A 16,763-nucleotide genomic window follows, 5' to 3' on the forward strand; every position below is an offset into this window, starting at 1 on the left:
TCTTCAAATTTATGGTTAGATTTGTTCTCTCACGTTCACGATATTCACGGGCATCGTTGCCGGTAGCAAGCCGGCCTTCAACACGATACGCTGTCCCCGCGAACCGGAGAAAAAAGAAGTCAATCCCGTGGGCAAAACACTCCGGGGATCATTCAGCAAAATATAAATATCCCGTCGCAAGGGATACTGTCCGGTATAGAGATAATACTGGTAAGGCTGGTAACTATTCCCGTACGTCGGTCGATCGGCACGACTCACGCGTGCCACCTGTATCTCGTCGAGAAAATCGCGACAAAGCGAATCCCTGTCATCACTGATCCAGTTCACACCTATTACCCCCAAAGCACCACGGGTACGTGCCACGTAATCAATCACCTTCCGGTTCGTCCCTGCCGCGTGACAACGCTCGGACAACTGCCCCTCCCCGCAAATCGAATCAATCGCGTACCTCACGGTGCTTGAATTCGGGTGATCGAAAACCACCTGTATCTCTCCCGCGCGGGCCCCCGGGGCAATCTCCTCCCAACGGGTAATCTCCCCGGTAAATATCTTTTGCAACAGAGCCAAATTGAATATCGAATCGGCATTTTGCCTGTTCACGATCAAGGCTATCCCATCAGTGGCTACCTTCACCGACTCCGGAAAAAACTTCTTGCTGTGGAATGACTCTAATTCGTTTTCCGTCAGTGGTCGTGTAGCCAAAACCCACCGCACACTATCACGTAACAGCAAATTGATCGCTTCCACTTCACTCGTGTAAAGTGGTATTACACCCGCCTGATTATATTGCGCCTCAAAAACGTTAATAGCTTCCTCGGCCAAGGGAGATAACGTTTCATCGACAGCAACCCGGATCACCCCGCTGAACAAGGTTTCCTGTACACTTGATGTCTTTCCTTTACAAGCCCCAAGGGACACCAGTAACAAGAGCCAAAAGCCGATTCGAATATTCATAACTTAATTAATTTATCTCCCCACTCCATTTTAAATCGAGCCCAAAACCAAGCAAGGAGTTCATTTTCAATTCTCCATTTTCAATTTTCAATTGCTTATTGTTGCAATTTAAATGATATCGGCAACGTGAATCTTACGGATACAGCTTCTCCCCGCTGTCTACCGGGAATCCATTTCTTCATCGCTTTCACGACTCGGATAGCTTCTTGATCCAACGAAGGATCAACGGAACGAATGACCTGCACATCGCGCACCGAACCATCACGCCCGATAACAAACTGCACGATAACCTTTCCCGCGATGTTCATTTCTTGGGCAATAGACGGGTAACGGATCTCTTTACCGATCCATTTCATCAAGGCGGCCATACCTCCCGGGTATTCCGGGGCTTGTTCCACGACTTGAAATACCTCGTCATCACTCGCCACGATCAATTTGTGATCTTCCAAATCAGCAATATCCTGACCGTTCTCGTCATCATTTCCCTTCACGTCCGCCACGGAAATAGCCGCTTTCGCCTGATTCACCTCCTCCTGTGTCTTCATCTCGTCCGCCTCGTTCACCTCCTCGTCTTTTTTGATCACGGGAGCGGTAAACTTGATTGTCGTCTTCAATGTAGGCGGAGGCGGCACGTTCACCGCCACGATCTTATTCTCTTCCTTCACCTCCGGTAACTCCATCTTCAAATTAGAAAGCTCGGTCACCGCTACCATCTTTTCCTCCGCCTTCACCGGGGTAAGAAAACGAATGAAGGCAGGAAGTACCATTGCCAGTACGACACAGCCTATAATCACTATATAAGCTGTCAGATGCCGCCGGGACGACTGCTTACGCAATTCGTAAGCGCCGTAATCTTTATTCTTCCCGGCAAACACGAGGTCGCACCATTCAATCGAATTTATATGAATATCTTTTGCCATACCTTACTGTTTTAACTCCCGGTACTCGATAACCTCCTTCAAATCATCGGCGTACCCGTCGTGCGTTTTATCCTGTAACAAGCGTAAATCGCCCTGTGTAACATCCATGATCGCGTAACGACCGATATTGCATATCTGCATCTCGTCAAGCACGTCAATCAGGTTCTTATAGTTAGCGAAATCCGTCGCCTTAATCAATATTACAGGCGAATCTTTCTCTTTCCGAATCTCGGCGGACTCTTTCAAGTACTCCTCGTTCGTGATTTCCAGATTCTCCTTTTTCTGTTTCAACTCCCGGATCTTTTGCATCACGATCTGGTTGCGTCCCAGCAAAATCGCTCTCAACCCGTTCGGGGAAAAGTCTGTTTCCTGCACCATATCGGGATTCTCGTAATCCGGTTCTCCCATATAATAGTACACCTTTCCCTCCTTTCCCAACAAAATGGTCATCGCCTTCGAAGCCTTCACCTTGTTCTGCTCCTGCTCGTTCAACAAATCCTTCCGGGGCATACTGATTTCCATTGTCTGGGGCTTACTCATGGAAGTACAGAGCATAAAGAAAGTTATCAACAGCATATTCATATCCACCATGGGAGTAAAATCCACGCGGATACTAAACTTCTTCTGTTTACCTTTCTTGCGTTCTCCGCCTCCGTTATCTTGTATCTCTGCCATAATCTTATCGTTTCAAATTAACACGTCCAACCCGGTCATACATTAGGCATATTTCGCAAAGAGGTTATCAGGTTGTACCTGTTCTCCCGCAAATCCTGCAACGTCGCCATAATATCCTTTATCAGCGGATAAGGTGTACTTTGGTCTGCCTTGATCGCGATCACCAAATCCTTGTTCACCTCGCGGGCAAACTGCATCCACGATTTAAACTGGTTATTCGTGCTATCGCAAGGAATACCGTAATTCATCAACACTTTATCCTGATCTTCGGGCGATAACGCGAGAAATTGCTTCATTCCTTGAATCGGAACCCCGAAAGAGTTACACAAACTAAACTTCTTCAACTCATCATTAGTAAACTCGATCTGGTAACTTTCGCCCATTTTCTTCAAAACTTCCATTCTGTCTTGTGGCTTATCCAACCCCATAAACACCTTTCCCGAGGGTTCCACCAGTATAGAAACGATATTTGCATCGGGAATCTTGATCTCCGAAACCGACTGCGGCGGATTCACCTTCACCGGTTCCTTTTGGATAAACGTCGAGGTCAGCATGAAGAACGTTAGCAACAGCACCGTCACGTCACTCATGGCGGTCATGTCGATAAACGTCGATTTCTTCTTTATCTTCTGACTCATAACTCGTGTGTTTAAAGGTTCAAACTATCTGTTCTTCACCGTGAATGTTTGCACGATATAAGCACCGATTTCATCAATACTATGCGTGATACCGTCTATCTTACTTGTAAAGAAATTGTAAGCGATAACAGCGCAAGCCCCCGTGGCAATACCGAACGCGGTATTTACCAACGCTTCCGAAATACCTGTCGACAAAGCGATAGAATCCGTACCCCCGGCAGAGGACAAGGCGGCAAACGACTTGATCATACCGATAACCGTACCGAGCAGCCCCATCAAAGTTCCCAGCGTGGTAATCGTGGCGATAACCCCCAGATTCTGCTCCATGGTAGGCAACTCCAGCATGGTAGCCTCTTCCAAGTCTTTTCGCACCGCGAGTTGCTTCTCTTCTTTCGTCAAAGTATCACAACCGTCGACCTGCGTGTAAGTAGAAAGCGATGACTTTATAACATTCGCCACCGTTCCTTTCTGTTCATCACACGCTTTACGGGCTCCTTCGATATCCCCGCTTTCCAGTTGACCTTTCACTTTGGTCACGAATTGCTGAAGATTCTTTTTCCCTTTCGCCTTGCGTAAAGCGATCATACGTTCAACGCTCAACGTCAAGACCGTGAATAATAAAGTCTGTATAATCGGCACGATTACCCCTCCCTTATATATCGTACCCAAGAGATTTCCGGGTAACGGGTGATTGTTCGGGTCATTGTTTATAAAATTAGCCGGATTTCCATAAACGAAATGATAAATAATCATTGCAAGAATAAAACACAGAATGATTATCGGGAAAGCAGAAATACCTAAATTTCTCTTTGCCCCCTTTGTAGATGTTGCAGTCTTTTTCATGTCTAATGTATTTTAATATTTATAACGCGCAATATAAAGCAAGGAATACCAACCCGAAAACGATAAGCATAACCACGATCGGGTATAACGTTTGGAATAATGCAGACTTTGTAATCTTATCACTCATTTTTGTACTTGTAGTTTCCATAAGTCAATCTCTTTAAAATAATTGAAAATAATAGGGTGTAAAGGACCTGTCCGTATCCTTACATGAATACCGATTTCACACTAAACATCTGTACAACAGTACATAGCACCCTCTTTTATCATTTTATACAGGCATACGAAACACCTGTACCACAATGACATGGCACGGACATACTTGACTTACGTGTGGCTAAATGACGATTTTACACAAGTCGAACAGGTAGAATCCCTGTATATAACGAATACCCAACAATTCGGAAAAACTTTCAATGGAACGTTCTACCCGAATACCATACTCTGACTTGTGATACGCTAATTGGATTTTGCGATAAATAGAGAACGAGATTTGTTGCTCCCGACTACTTCCGTTCGCGATCTGCTGACTGGAAAAAACCAACGTGCGTTCGAAAGCACCATGTCGGTCCGCGGAAGAAGTGGCAACCTTGGAATCGTCCCGCGACTGCTCCGTACCCGGAACTGTCGGCACGGGCTTCTCCCCTTTGGAATCAGTTTCTCCAAAGGCGCTTACCCCGATTGCCAAAAGCAAAAGTAACAGTGAAAAATATTGAAATACTGTCTTCTTCATTTCTCTCGTTTAATATATCCAAAGATAGATACTTATTTCATCTTCGCAAATTATTTAGCTTAATATTAAGGTTAAATTACTTAAAATTTAGTCTTATACCTTTTTATACGACAAGGGCGGTTACATTTGTTTCACTTTTCTCAACTATTTTTCTCCCGATTTCCCCTTCCATAAGCGATGCCCATCCCTCGTGTAGACCTGCACTCTATCCTAGAGTTAAACAATAGATAAGTTACAGTTATTCTAACCCCGTTAGAATAACTGCAGGAGAACTGCAGGAGAACTTCAGAATAACTCCACCGTTTCCCCGCCGACCGCCCCCGGTTTTCGGGCGTGTTATTCTCCCGTGACGTTATGAACTTTACAAACTAAATCGTACCTTTGCCCCCGTTTACAAAAAGGCATGAAAATCAGTTCATCATATTACAAAGACAACGTCCGTATCGCCTTCCCCATCATGCTCTCGCTGGCGGGACAAGCGGTGGTGCAAATGGCGGACAACATCATGGTCGGGCGTCTCGGCGCTCCCGAACTGGCGGCAGTATCCCTTGCCGGTATCATCATCATGAACACGATGGTCGTCGGGATGGGTATCGCCACGGGACTCACTCCCCTCGTCGGACAGGCACATGCCCAGAACGACAGCGAACGGGTGGCGGGATTCTTCCAGAACTCACTTCTGGTGAACACTGCGGTATCACTCTTGCTCACCGCCTTTCTCTTCTCTCTTATGCCTTTTTTATCCATGATGGGACAACCCGAGGAAGTGATCGCGTTAAGTAAAGGCTATTACATACTAACCTCCCTGTCGGTCATTCCCTTCATCCTCTTCATGACATTCAAACAATACATGGAAGGCATCGGTAACACGAAAGTGGCCATGGTCATCACGATATCATGCAACGTCATGAATATCATTCTCAACTACATGTTCATATACGGTAAACTCGGTGCCCCGAATCTGGGGGTAGCGGGAGCCGGACTGGCAACCTTGATATCAAGAACCATGATGCCCGCGGTATTTCTCTTTTATACACGCCGCTCCGCCATACACGCCACCGTCTTTCAGTTCTTCCGCCGGACAAATGTCAGCGGACGCAAAATAAAACAACTCCTGCAAGTGGGTTACCCCATCGCCGGACAAATGGTCGTCGAATTTCTCTCCCTCAGCCTCATCACGGTCATGATGGGTTGGCTGGGCACGGTGCCCCTTGCCGCCAACCAGATAGCGTTATCCATGATTAATCTCACCTTCATGATATCCAGTGGGATTGCCGGGGCTTCCACTATACTTATCAGCCACGAATTCGGGCGTCATAATTTCGCCAAGATGCGCCGTCACGCTCACGCGGCTTTTCGTCTTTCCGTGGTCTTTATGACGGGAGCGGCCATTATCTACGCTCTTTTCGGGGCTCAAATCGCTGCCGTCTTCACGCCCGACCGGGAAGTGATTGAAGTGGCACGCCGCCTTTTCTACGTCGTCGCGGTTTTCGAAATATTCGACGGGCTACAGGTTACCGCTCTCGGCGCGTTAAGAGGTATCACCGACGTGAAACGCCCCATGATATACGCTTTCATCTCCTATGTCTTTGTTGCCGTCCCGCTCGCCTACGTCACGGGTATTTTACTCGACTTCGGGGCTCCCGGACTACTCTCCGGATTCTGTGGTGGTCTTATGTTCGCGGCGGCTCTCTTTATCCGCCGTTTCAACAAAAGCTGCCGACAAATGATGTCACGTTAAGATTTTTTCAAGCTTTCAAGGCAAAATTATTGCTTTAATCACGAATAAAATGTAACTTGCATCGTATAAAATGCATAAATTATACTAAGACATATAACCATATATCATGAAAATAGAAACTTATAAAACACCGGAAGAAGCGTTGCGTGCAACCAGCGAAGCGCTTGTCGCGGTGATAAAAAAAAGTAAGTCAAAGCCTTTCCACTTGGCTCTGTCCGGGGGTAGCACGGCACAAGCGCTGTTCAAGTTATGGGTAAAAGAATACAAAGAAATTATCCCGTGGAACAACATTCGTTTCTACTGGGTGGATGAACGTTGCGTGGCGCCGGACGAGGACGAAAGCAACTACAAGCATGCCGATCAGTTGCTATTTATCCCGCTGGAGATACCCGCGAACCATATTCACCGTATCTGGGGAGAACAAGAACCCAAGGTTGAAGCGGAACGCTACTCGGAAATGGTAAAATGGGAACTTCCGGGTTATTCCACCGCACCCCGTTTCGATTGTGTTATCCTCGGTGTAGGCACGGACGGACACGTGGCTTCCATATTCCCCAATGACATGAACTTGCTCACGGATCGTCGCGTATATGCCGTATCCCAACACCCTATCACGGGACAACAACGCATCACCATGACCGGAACCGTTATCTTGAAAAGTTCCGCTATACTGGTTCCCGTTATCGGTAAAGAAAAACAGGAAATCATGGAACAAATCATCCGCAAGGCAAAAGAATACCCCGCGTCATATATCCTCGCCCATTCACCCGCGGTAATGGTTTTCACGGATAGAGAAGTAAGTATATAGGAAGAGAATAGGGGGTAATAAGGGAACAAAGACGTTTCACCTTCGATACAAAGACGTTTCAAAGACGTTCACGAGCGTCTTTGAAACGTTTTTGATTTGATACTATACCCGCATTGAATTCTTTCTTGAATAGTTCCTCAACAGAATATCAACGGAAACAGGGAGGAACACTACTATTTCCACAAAAAATAAACGGTAACTTCCGCTACCGTTTATTAATATATCTTGTCCCAATGACAAATTAGTATCTTCTCTCGAAGCTACGTCCGCCGCCACCGTTTCCGCTGCGACGATCACGTCCGCCACCACCGCCACGGTTAAAACCACCGCGATTTCCGGCAGGTCTGTCCGTTCTCGGTTTAGCCACGTTCACGCTGATTACCTTGCCGTCATATTCAGCTTGGTTCAACTCGTCGATAGCTTTTTGTCCTTGTACATCGTCAGACATTTCCACGAAACCAAAACCTCTTGAACGTCCGGTCTCTCTGTCCATGATTACTTTTGCTGAAGAAACTTCACCGTATTCCTCGAATAATTCTTTTAAGTCACTGTCACTCACTTCGTAACTTAGATTTGAAATGTAAATGTTCATTAATACAAACTTTAAAATAATTAATAAATGCTTTTGAGGTTGAATAATTGCCTAAGGAAAGTCTGCTTAACGATACATTTAAAATACGATGAAAGGCAAACACTCTGTAATCAAATCAAAACTCAAATATCACTGCAAATTTACAATAATTATTCAAACAAACAATACTACAAGAAAAAAAAGTCTATAAAGTCAATCAAGTATAAATATTTTCGGATAAAACACCGTAATTCAAGCCTTTATCGACTTTACAGACCTATTTTAGCCCAACCTGATAAAGACGATAAAACGATTTATTTTTTGCATTTTCTCTTTAAACCGTCGCCTTTCTCTCTCTCTAATTCGGTCTTGTCAAATTGTCGTTGTGGCATCTGGTTTTCTCCTACCCAACTCTTGTCCTGCTTGGAAGGGATATTCTTCTCCGCGTGCCGATTCACTTTCTTCCCTTCATTCTCCCGATCATTTTTCTCTTTCTCCTTCATAATACCTCCGTTTTAAGTTGATAAATCTCACGAGTTACCCCATGGATAACCTACCTTATAAACGAAAAAAAGAGAAAACATGTTTCATCTCACGGCAACGTTCACCCGAACATTACTCCCGTTGGATATCATGTAGTCATCCCAACGTTCTTTTTGCTTGGGAGTCAATGTCAATTCCAAAGATTGTCCGGTCACACCGTCCGAGGTCTGATTACCGCAGAAAAGCCGGAACCCCTTCCCCTCAGGCATAACAGTCGCATCCAAACGAGTAATAAAATTGCCATAACAATACAAAGTCCTCAACGAAGTGCACCCGGACAAGTCCACCCCCGAGAGGTGATCGTTATGGCAATATAGTTCTTTCAACGCCGCACATCCCTTCACGTACAACGTCACGAGGGAAGTATTATCGTGGCACCTTAGGCAAACCAAAGACTTACATCCCGACACATTCAGCTCCACGAGCGGAGTATTGTAACAATACAACTTCTCCAATGACGTACACCCGTTCACGTTCAAGGAAACAAGCGAGGCGTTATGATTACAGTACAATTCTTTTAGCGAGCTACATCCCGATACATCCAGCGAAGCAAGAGGAGTGTAATAACAAGTCAACTTTTCCAGTGAAGTGAAATACTTGATGCCTTCCAGCGACACGATATTTTTTCTACCTACACTAAGCCACGTGACTTTCGCGGCCTCTGCCGGAATAATGTACCCTTTTTCATCGGCACATCCCAGTTCAATACAAAATTTCCGGAATACCGTATCCGGAATCAAAAAACTTTCCTCACCCGTGTACAACACCGCGGCATCCGTAGAAATAACATCCGCTGCACTTTCGTTCGCGTTCACGCGTAATATCATCAACAATACCAGAATCCCTGTTATTAATGTACACTTCCTCATCATTATTTTATCGTTTTCATTTTCAACATCTTAACAACACTCACTGGACATTGAGAAATAAATGCAACCAGCTCCCGAACCGACCGTGAGCGAATAAATAAACCATCGTTTATTACGATTGTCAACAAACATGTGTTGTGAGAATGGATAATTTTATAACTTATTATTTACTAGGAGTAAAAAATAACCAATTAACATTGTCGATTATCGGAATTATTAATATTTTTGCGAATAAATAAACGATCGTTTATTTATAGTCAGATTTTCCAAGAATTACAAAATTTCATTCCTAACCGAGAATATTTTATTATCTGATAATCAAGCATCGACAGACAATCAAAATTCCTCGACCGATACACGAGAAGTAGGAGGAGCCCAAACATTCAAAAAAGTAATATTCGAAAAAAGAAATTAAAAAAAGGCTCCCCCTATTAGTTTTTCCAACAACATCTCCTGTCGCAAATTGTGAATATCCCCGGCGTAATAATCCACCAACCCCGTACCGTATAATTTCCGGGCACCCGTTAGTGCTTCTTTCCCGTAATATCCGGCAAACGAGAGTAAGTTTACTTGAATCTTACACCCTAGTAACTTCAAGTATTCACAATGCTTTACTATGTTACCCGCGTAAAAAGAATAACGCTCCGGATGTGCCATCACAGGCATGTACCCACTACCCCGCAGTCTGAAAATAATCTCCTCCGCATGTACCGATGGAGCCACGAAACTATGCTCGACCAGCACCTCCCCCGCGGCAGAAGCAATAATCTCGTTTTGTTCCAATAACCCCAACATAAACTCACCCATACGATATTCAGCTCCCATATCCACGGCTATATCTATTCCCTCTTGTACAAGACGCGACTTCAATAACACGAACATACTCCCGATATCCCCGCGGCTATTCATCAACGCAGGAAACGCCACATGCGGAGTACAAGTCAAACAACACAAACCCGCCGCCACCATTCGACGAATAATCAAAATTGCTTCATCCATGGTACGTACACCGTCATCCAAAGCAGGCAAAACGTGCGAGTGTACATCCCGCTTGTAGTCAAAAACAAATTTCCGGTGACGCTTGAGGAACAACATATCTATTCGTTTACATTTTCTTTGTTATACCCGTAACCATAACCGTAGCCATACCCGTAACCGTATCCTCCCGCATCCGCACGTAAATCATTCAGCACTATTCCCATATCGGGCAGACGTCCTTCACCGTTTATCGCGGCGACCAACCTTAACGCCTCCTTTTTTAACATATTCGCCCGCACCACGTACACGCAGGCATCCGCCCACTTGCCCAAGGCAAACCCTTCGGCAAGCATCCCTACCGGGGGAGTATCCAGTATGATACAATCATACCGCTGCTTCATATTTTCCAACAATTCACCCATCCGTTCCCCGGCAAGCAATTGAACCGGATTAGGCGGTACCGCACCACCGAACAAAACATCCAGATGTTCTTCCACCGGACAAATCAAGCTTGCCAAGTCGCCCTCTATCCCTGCCAAGTAAGCGGATAAACCTTTCGTGCTATTCTCTCCCAGAAACTTATGCAAACTGGGATTACGCAAATCACACCCCATCAACAACACCTTTTTACCCGTCTTCGCGTAAGCGTTTGACAAATGTGCCGCGATCAAAGACTTTCCTTCACCGGGAATGGTCGAAGTAACCATAACCACCGGACAAACCTTTTGCCGCAACATATAATTCAGCTTTTCCCGAATCAGATGCATGGATTCCGATTGCACGAAATCTTCCCGAGCGATTAATTTCTCCCCAGTCACCTCCGGGAATGAACCCAACAAAGGAACCTTGACATTTCTCTCGATATCTTCAATACTCCTCACCTTATTATCCAACATATCCCTCACCAACACGATTCCCGCGGGAAGCCCAATCCCCAGCATCAAACCGACCAGCAACAACATGGCCTTACGGGGAGATACCGGTCCTTCTCCCGCGTCGGGGTCTTCGATAATCTTCGCCGTCGGAACATACACCAGTTTAGCGATCTCCGCCTCCTCCCGCTTTTGCATCAAGAAAAGAAAAAGATTCTCTTTCAACTCTTGCTGCCGGGCAATCGCCCGGTACTGTTTTTCCTGCGCGGGCACGGAAGTCAATCGCTTGTCAACGGAAAGGTTCTCCCGCTCTAACGTGTTTATCTTTATTTCCAAACCGTTCTCCACGTTACCCACCGCCTCGCGGATACTCTCCTTCATCTCTCGCAATTGCATATCCAATCCCGTCACGATAGGATTATCTTTCCGGGCACTAAGCAAAAGTTTATTTCTTCGCAACACCATTTCGTTGTAACGGGATATGCCGCTATTCATCCCCTCGTCCGAGATACCCAGATTCTCGGGGAGCAAACCGAACTCGGTCCCTTCCCTTTTTTCCAATAACTCCCGGATGCTACGCGCTACATCGAACTCGGTCTGCAACTTCAACAATTCCGTCCCCGTCAATTTCTTACGCTCCATCACGAACTCGGCATCAGAAGCAAGATTGGTCAACTTATTCGTTCGCTTGAAACGCTCGGCATCATCCTCTATCGTGCCCAATTCCCGGTTAATCACTTCAAGTCGGGCATTGATAAACTCCACCGTCTTGGCGGAAACAACCTGTTTGTCCGCCACCCCGTTTTCGTTGTAACGATCTATCAGTGCCCGGATCAGCTCCTTTCCCCGTTGCGGCACGACATCTTTAACCGACAAAAGAAGCGCATTCGTGTTCTTGTCCAAAGGTGCCACCTCCAGTTTCTTATAAAAATTCTTCGTCGCCGAATCGTAGGAATACAAATCCACCCGTACCCGTTCCACCTTCTCCGCGGAGTACACCTCACTCCTCTCCACGGATATAGCATAATCACCAACCGGAATCCGTTCCGAAAAACGCCCCTCATGCACAACTTTCCCGTCCGGGGCTGTCACCGAAATCGTCGTATCACTCGTCAACGTCACGAAAAAACAAGTGTCTTTTATCAACTCGGGACGATCAACCAACACGTTTACAGGAGAATCTTTATACAATTCTGTCCCCCTCAAGACACTTTCACGACTGTAACAAATATTCAACTCCAAATCACCTACCGTCTCCCGCATTAAATTCTTGGACTGCAACTCTATCAATTCATTTTCCACGTATTTATCCCCTTGGAAAAATCCCATTTCCTTCATCATCATGCTAGTGCCTAACTCCCCTTTCTTCGTGTCACTGATCATCACTTTACTCGTCACGTTATACACGGGTTCCTGCATCATGCAGTAAATCAATACCGCCCCCACACACAAAGGCACAGACACGAGAAACCACCGCCACCGCGCGATAATCTTGTAAAACAACATCCTTAAATCAATCGTTTCTTCCTGTTCAGGCACATAGACCTCACTACCATTCACGTTCATACACTCTCGTTTCATTAAAACTAAAAAATACAACCAACCCGGAGAAAACCTTTCACCTATCTAAGTATCAACGCAAGTACCGTCACTAAGGTCGACACACTGGACAAAACGTAAGGCAAAAAAGTTCCCGCGTTACCTCCCGCGATACGCCCCCTGCTAGGCTCCACGTAAACCACATCATTCTGCTGCAAATAAAAAAACGGGGAATAAACAAGATTCGCCGAAGTCAAATCCAAACGGGCAAAAGTCTTCTCTTTCCCGTTCTCGCGCATAATCAGCACGTTTTTTCTCTTGGCATTAATCTGTAAATCCCCCGCCATGCCCAGCGCATCGAATATAGATACTCGCTCACTGGTCACTCTGTAACTGCCCGGACTCCGGACTTCGCCCAAAACAGTCACCTTGAAATTCTGGAAATGTATCGTCACTATCGGATTTTTCAAGTACATCGCTAATTTCGTCTTCAGCATTTCCGACAACTCGACACGGGAAATACCGTCCACACGCAATTTCCCCAGCACGGGAAAATCAATATACCCCTCTTTATCCACGAGATAACCGGGAGCAACCTGTTGGTTGGTCGATGTCACGTCCCGCCCCAAGCCAATCATAGGAGTATTGAAAGGCAATGCCGCCTCCGTGTCATCACAAGAAACCACGATTGACAATAAATCATCAACGTGAATGACAGTCTTGTACTCGAAGTCCGATTCAAGTCGCTCATTTTCCTTCACATCCTGCAAATAGACAATCTCCTTGCTGGAACTGCATGAAAAACAAACGACCATACTCGCTACCACTACAAACCACTTATTCACAAACATATAACTCCTTCTTTTATGTAACATTCCACTATCATTAAACCAACGTTTTTTGAATGTTAAACAAATGAGGATTTGTGCGGCAAATAAAACAAGAGTTATTATTTACAATTCAATGATTACTAGAACACTAATAGTTAAGTAAGGATATATAACGAATAGTGATTTTAGACAGTTAATAATCGTTCAATTATTGAGCTACAAATATATATTTTTTTAAATACACTACGAACTATATTCCATATTTTATATATTCATTTTCATCAACCAAAAGTGTACATCTTTTAACAAAACAAGCTATGACGGTACATTTACAAACGAACATCACAACAAAAAACGCTCTTTATTTCAAGAAATTCAACACACATATTTGAAAATATTCACAAAAATAATACCGTTCCCACTCAACTCTAATATCCGATTTGAATGGAAACGGCACACGTAACTATATTTTCTCTCAAACTACATCACAAGTATCAAATCCCGGCCTCTTGAAAGTACGGGCATTAGGGAAAAAAGCCTCTATATCATTTTCTAACTGTTCCAACAATACAATCATACGGGATGCCTCCCTCTCAAAGTCAGATATGTTATCCCGTATCACCGTCCATGCCGTACAAGATATCTCAACGGCTAATAACGTCACTTTCGCCGAACCGTTGTAATCCTCCTCTTCCTGCGTGGCGTTTATTTTATCCGCGTAAAGGAAGTACCCGCAAAGGGCCCGTTTCATCTTGGAACGAATCAAATCCATGTACCAGTTCACCTCCAATAAAGCATCCTCCACCTCACGCGTCCGCGGAAACTCACCCTCTTTCTTTTTTTCCGTTTCAAAATACTGGTAAATCTCCTCTTGACACTTATCTGCCAAAGAATGATAGATTTGCTCACATTTCATCATATCCTCACTCTCCACCTGCCTTGCCACTTCCTCATCCTGATCCTCCAAATCCTCGTAATCTTCTCCCCAGAATCCACGGTCTACCTTCTCCGCCGAATAAATATCCTCTATTCCCACTCCTCGCTCGTCCGCCAATTCCCGTAACACGTCAAATGTCGAATCAAAAATATTCTTTAGACGGGCTAACGCGGATTCGTCGTCGTCAGGCATCTCCTCCCCTAAATTTACCCTCGTCTTTTCCTTCAACTTCTTTCCCATCGTGTAACTCATGCATCGAAGCTGAAATTTACATCGTTCACACCATCTGTCGCAATAATTGTAGATACCCGGCACAAAGCCGTTATCTACAATCTTTTTTTCTTTTTTCTTTGGCACGGTCTTGTTATCTTATCCGATTAATTTTTTATATCGTATACGCTTCGGGGTCACGTCCCCCAACCGCTTCTTCTTACTTTCCTCGTATTCAGAGTAACTTCCCTCGAAATAAACTACCTTCGAATCGCCCTCGAACGCCAGAATATGCGTGGCAATGCGATCCAAGAACCAACGATCATGCGAAACGACCACGGCACACCCCGCGAAGTTTTCCAGACCTTCCTCCAATGCCCTCAACGTGTTCACGTCAATATCATTCGTGGGCTCATCAAGCAACAACACGTTGGCATCCTCTTTCAACGCCAAAGCCAAATGCAAGCGATTCCGTTCTCCACCGGACAAAACCCCGCACTTCTTTTCCTGATCTGTCCCGGAGAAATTAAACTTGGACACATAAGCCCGGGCATTTACCTCCCGTCCACCAAGATTAATCATATCGCTTCCCCCGGAAATCACCTGATAAACGCTTTTATCGGGATCAATAGCCTTATGCTGCTGGTCCACATAAGCGATTTTCACCGTCGGTCCCACCTCAAAATCCCCTTTATCCGGAGTCTCTACACCCATTATCAGGCGGAACAAAGTAGTCTTTCCCGCACCGTTAGGCCCGATCACCCCGACAATACCGGCAGGCGGCAACTGGAATTCCAGATCATCAAACAGCACTTTATCACCGTAAGCCTTAGCCACGTGTGCCGCCTCGATCACCTTGTTGCCCAAGCGGGGACCGTTCGGTATAAATATTTCAAGTTTATCTTCTTTCTCTTTCACATCCTCGTCCATCATCCGGTCGTAAGCCTTCAAACGGGCTTTACTCTTTGCCTGACGGGCTTTCGGCGCCATACGCACCCATTCCAACTCCCTTTCCAGAGTCTTTCTCCGTTTGCTTGCCTGCTTCTCTTCCTGCTCCAAACGTTTCGTTTTCTGTTCCAACCAAGAGGAATAGTTACCTTCCCATGGAATTCCTTCTCCCCGGTCTAACTCCAAAATCCAACCCGCCACGTTATCCAAGAAATAACGATCGTGCGTGACACAAATCACAGTACCGGCATACTGGTGCAGATGCTGCTCCAACCATTCTACCGACTCCGCATCCAAGTGGTTCGTCGGCTCGTCGAGCAACAAAATATCGGGTTCCTGCAACAACAAACGGCACAATGCCACCCGTCGTCTTTCTCCACCCGACAGGTTTTTCACCAAGGCATCCGGCTCCGGACAACGCAAAGCGTCCATAGCCCGCTCCAACTTCTGGTCGATCTCCCAACCGCCGTGGTGTTCAATCAACTCGGTCAGTTCCCCTTGACGAGCCATCAACTTATCCATCTCGTCGTCACTCATCGGCTCGGCAAACTTCATGTTGACGTCCTCGTATTCCTTCAACAAATCCATCACTTGCTGCACCCCCTCCTGCACAACCTCCTTCACGGTCTTCGTGTCGTCAAGCTGAGGTTCTTGGGGTAAATAACCAATAGAATGTTCCTTCGACCAAATCACCTTACCCTCGTAATTCGGGTCTAACCCGGCGATAATCTTCAACAAAGTTGACTTACCCGAACCGTTCAAACCGATTACGCCAATCTTCGCCCCGTAAAAAAAGGATAAATAAATATCCTTTATTATCTTTCTTTGTGGCGGTATAGTCTTACTCACGCCCATCATGGAAAAAATAATCTTCTCGTCTGCCATATCAATAAACTACACTATATTATGTTTCACTTCTAACACACAACTAATTATCTTTAAAACGGATACAAAGGTATATTATATATTCAAATTAAAAAAATATACTTAACACCTTATACGAGATCAAAATAAAAATTGTTGCATTATTATCCGGAAATTTCCAAAAACAACACTTGAAAAAGTAAAAAAACGCCTCACCAAATAGCTGTCCAACACACAAGAAACAACTAATTTTCAACAAGATACACCACATTCATTATTTGTTTCAAAAA

General features: G+C 45.2%; 17 protein-coding genes. 2 read left to right on the top strand and 15 right to left on the bottom strand.

All coding sequences use genetic code 11. From position 1 onward, the window contains the following. Positions 1-15 precede the first annotated feature (15 nt). From CS948_RS16990 to CS948_RS17015, 7 genes are all read right to left on the bottom strand, one after another. The gene (locus CS948_RS16990) at positions 16-954 is read right to left on the bottom strand and encodes a PstS family phosphate ABC transporter substrate-binding protein (protein ID WP_176555099.1); all 939 of its coding nucleotides are present in this window, start codon (positions 952-954) and stop codon (positions 16-18) included. Between the two features lie 95 nt (positions 955-1,049). Then, the gene (locus CS948_RS16995; protein ID WP_099292993.1) at positions 1,050-1,874 is read right to left on the bottom strand and encodes an energy transducer TonB; all 825 of its coding nucleotides are present in this window, start codon (positions 1,872-1,874) and stop codon (positions 1,050-1,052) included. Between the two features lie 3 nt (positions 1,875-1,877). After that, a complete protein-coding gene (locus tag CS948_RS17000) occupies positions 1,878-2,549 on the bottom strand; it encodes a biopolymer transporter ExbD (protein WP_099292995.1) in 672 nt (223 codons plus the stop codon). A 35-nt stretch (positions 2,550-2,584) separates the two neighbouring features. Continuing rightward, on the bottom strand, positions 2,585-3,187 hold the full coding sequence (locus tag CS948_RS17005) for a biopolymer transporter ExbD (RefSeq protein WP_099292997.1): 603 nt from the start codon (positions 3,185-3,187) through the stop codon (positions 2,585-2,587). 24 nt (positions 3,188-3,211) lie between these two features. Further along, positions 3,212-4,030 carry a MotA/TolQ/ExbB proton channel family protein gene (locus CS948_RS17010; RefSeq protein ID WP_099292999.1) on the bottom strand — a complete coding sequence of 273 codons (819 nt, stop codon included), beginning with the start codon at positions 4,028-4,030 and terminating at the stop codon, positions 3,212-3,214. A gap of 19 nt (positions 4,031-4,049) precedes the next feature. Then, on the bottom strand, positions 4,050-4,178 hold the full coding sequence (locus CS948_RS21910) for a hypothetical protein (RefSeq protein WP_255302058.1): 129 nt from the start codon (positions 4,176-4,178) through the stop codon (positions 4,050-4,052). 189 nt (positions 4,179-4,367) lie between these two features. Further along, positions 4,368-4,763 (bottom strand): hypothetical protein, encoded by a 396-nt coding sequence (locus CS948_RS17015; RefSeq protein WP_099293001.1) that lies wholly within the window; start codon positions 4,761-4,763, stop codon positions 4,368-4,370. 403 nt (positions 4,764-5,166) lie between these two features. Here CS948_RS17015 and CS948_RS17020 point away from each other — a divergent pair, with 403 nt between their 5' ends. Further along, positions 5,167-6,504, top strand: a complete 1,338-nt coding sequence (locus CS948_RS17020; protein ID WP_099293003.1) for an MATE family efflux transporter — start codon at positions 5,167-5,169, stop codon at positions 6,502-6,504. A 106-nt stretch (positions 6,505-6,610) separates the two neighbouring features. Further along, entirely contained in the window at positions 6,611-7,312 is a 702-nt protein-coding gene (pgl, locus tag CS948_RS17025) for a 6-phosphogluconolactonase (protein ID WP_099293005.1), read from the top strand. A gap of 241 nt (positions 7,313-7,553) precedes the next feature. On the opposite strand, the gene CS948_RS17030 is transcribed toward pgl, so the two are convergent. The 8 genes from CS948_RS17030 to ettA all read right to left on the bottom strand — a co-directional run bounded on the left by CS948_RS17030 (position 7,554) and on the right by ettA (position 16,494). Further along, entirely contained in the window at positions 7,554-7,904 is a 351-nt protein-coding gene (locus CS948_RS17030) for an RNA-binding protein (RefSeq protein WP_099293007.1), read from the bottom strand. A gap of 293 nt (positions 7,905-8,197) precedes the next feature. Continuing rightward, positions 8,198-8,386 (bottom strand): hypothetical protein, encoded by a 189-nt coding sequence (locus tag CS948_RS17035; protein WP_099293009.1) that lies wholly within the window; start codon positions 8,384-8,386, stop codon positions 8,198-8,200. An 84-nt stretch (positions 8,387-8,470) separates the two neighbouring features. Further along, complete coding sequence (locus CS948_RS17040; protein WP_099293011.1) at positions 8,471-9,298, bottom strand: leucine-rich repeat domain-containing protein; 828 nt, start codon at positions 9,296-9,298, stop codon at positions 8,471-8,473. Between the two features lie 408 nt (positions 9,299-9,706). Next, complete coding sequence (locus CS948_RS17045) at positions 9,707-10,390, bottom strand: tyrosine-protein phosphatase (protein WP_099293013.1); 684 nt, start codon at positions 10,388-10,390, stop codon at positions 9,707-9,709. Between the two features lie 2 nt (positions 10,391-10,392). After that, positions 10,393-12,711, bottom strand: coding sequence for a tyrosine-protein kinase (locus CS948_RS17050; RefSeq protein ID WP_099293015.1), 2,319 nt, complete (start codon positions 12,709-12,711; stop codon positions 10,393-10,395). Between the two features lie 56 nt (positions 12,712-12,767). Then, positions 12,768-13,535 (bottom strand): polysaccharide biosynthesis/export family protein, encoded by a 768-nt coding sequence (locus CS948_RS17055; RefSeq protein WP_099293017.1) that lies wholly within the window; start codon positions 13,533-13,535, stop codon positions 12,768-12,770. 454 nt (positions 13,536-13,989) lie between these two features. Continuing rightward, positions 13,990-14,808 (bottom strand): hypothetical protein, encoded by an 819-nt coding sequence (locus CS948_RS17060; RefSeq protein WP_141560976.1) that lies wholly within the window; start codon positions 14,806-14,808, stop codon positions 13,990-13,992. A gap of 12 nt (positions 14,809-14,820) precedes the next feature. After that, positions 14,821-16,494, bottom strand: a complete 1,674-nt coding sequence (ettA, locus tag CS948_RS17065; protein WP_099293021.1) for an energy-dependent translational throttle protein EttA — start codon at positions 16,492-16,494, stop codon at positions 14,821-14,823. Between the last annotated feature and the right edge of the window lie 269 nt (positions 16,495-16,763).

It is taken from the genome of Butyricimonas sp. Marseille-P3923, assembly GCF_900184685.1.
Lineage (GTDB): Bacteria > Bacteroidota > Bacteroidia > Bacteroidales > Marinifilaceae > Butyricimonas > Butyricimonas muris.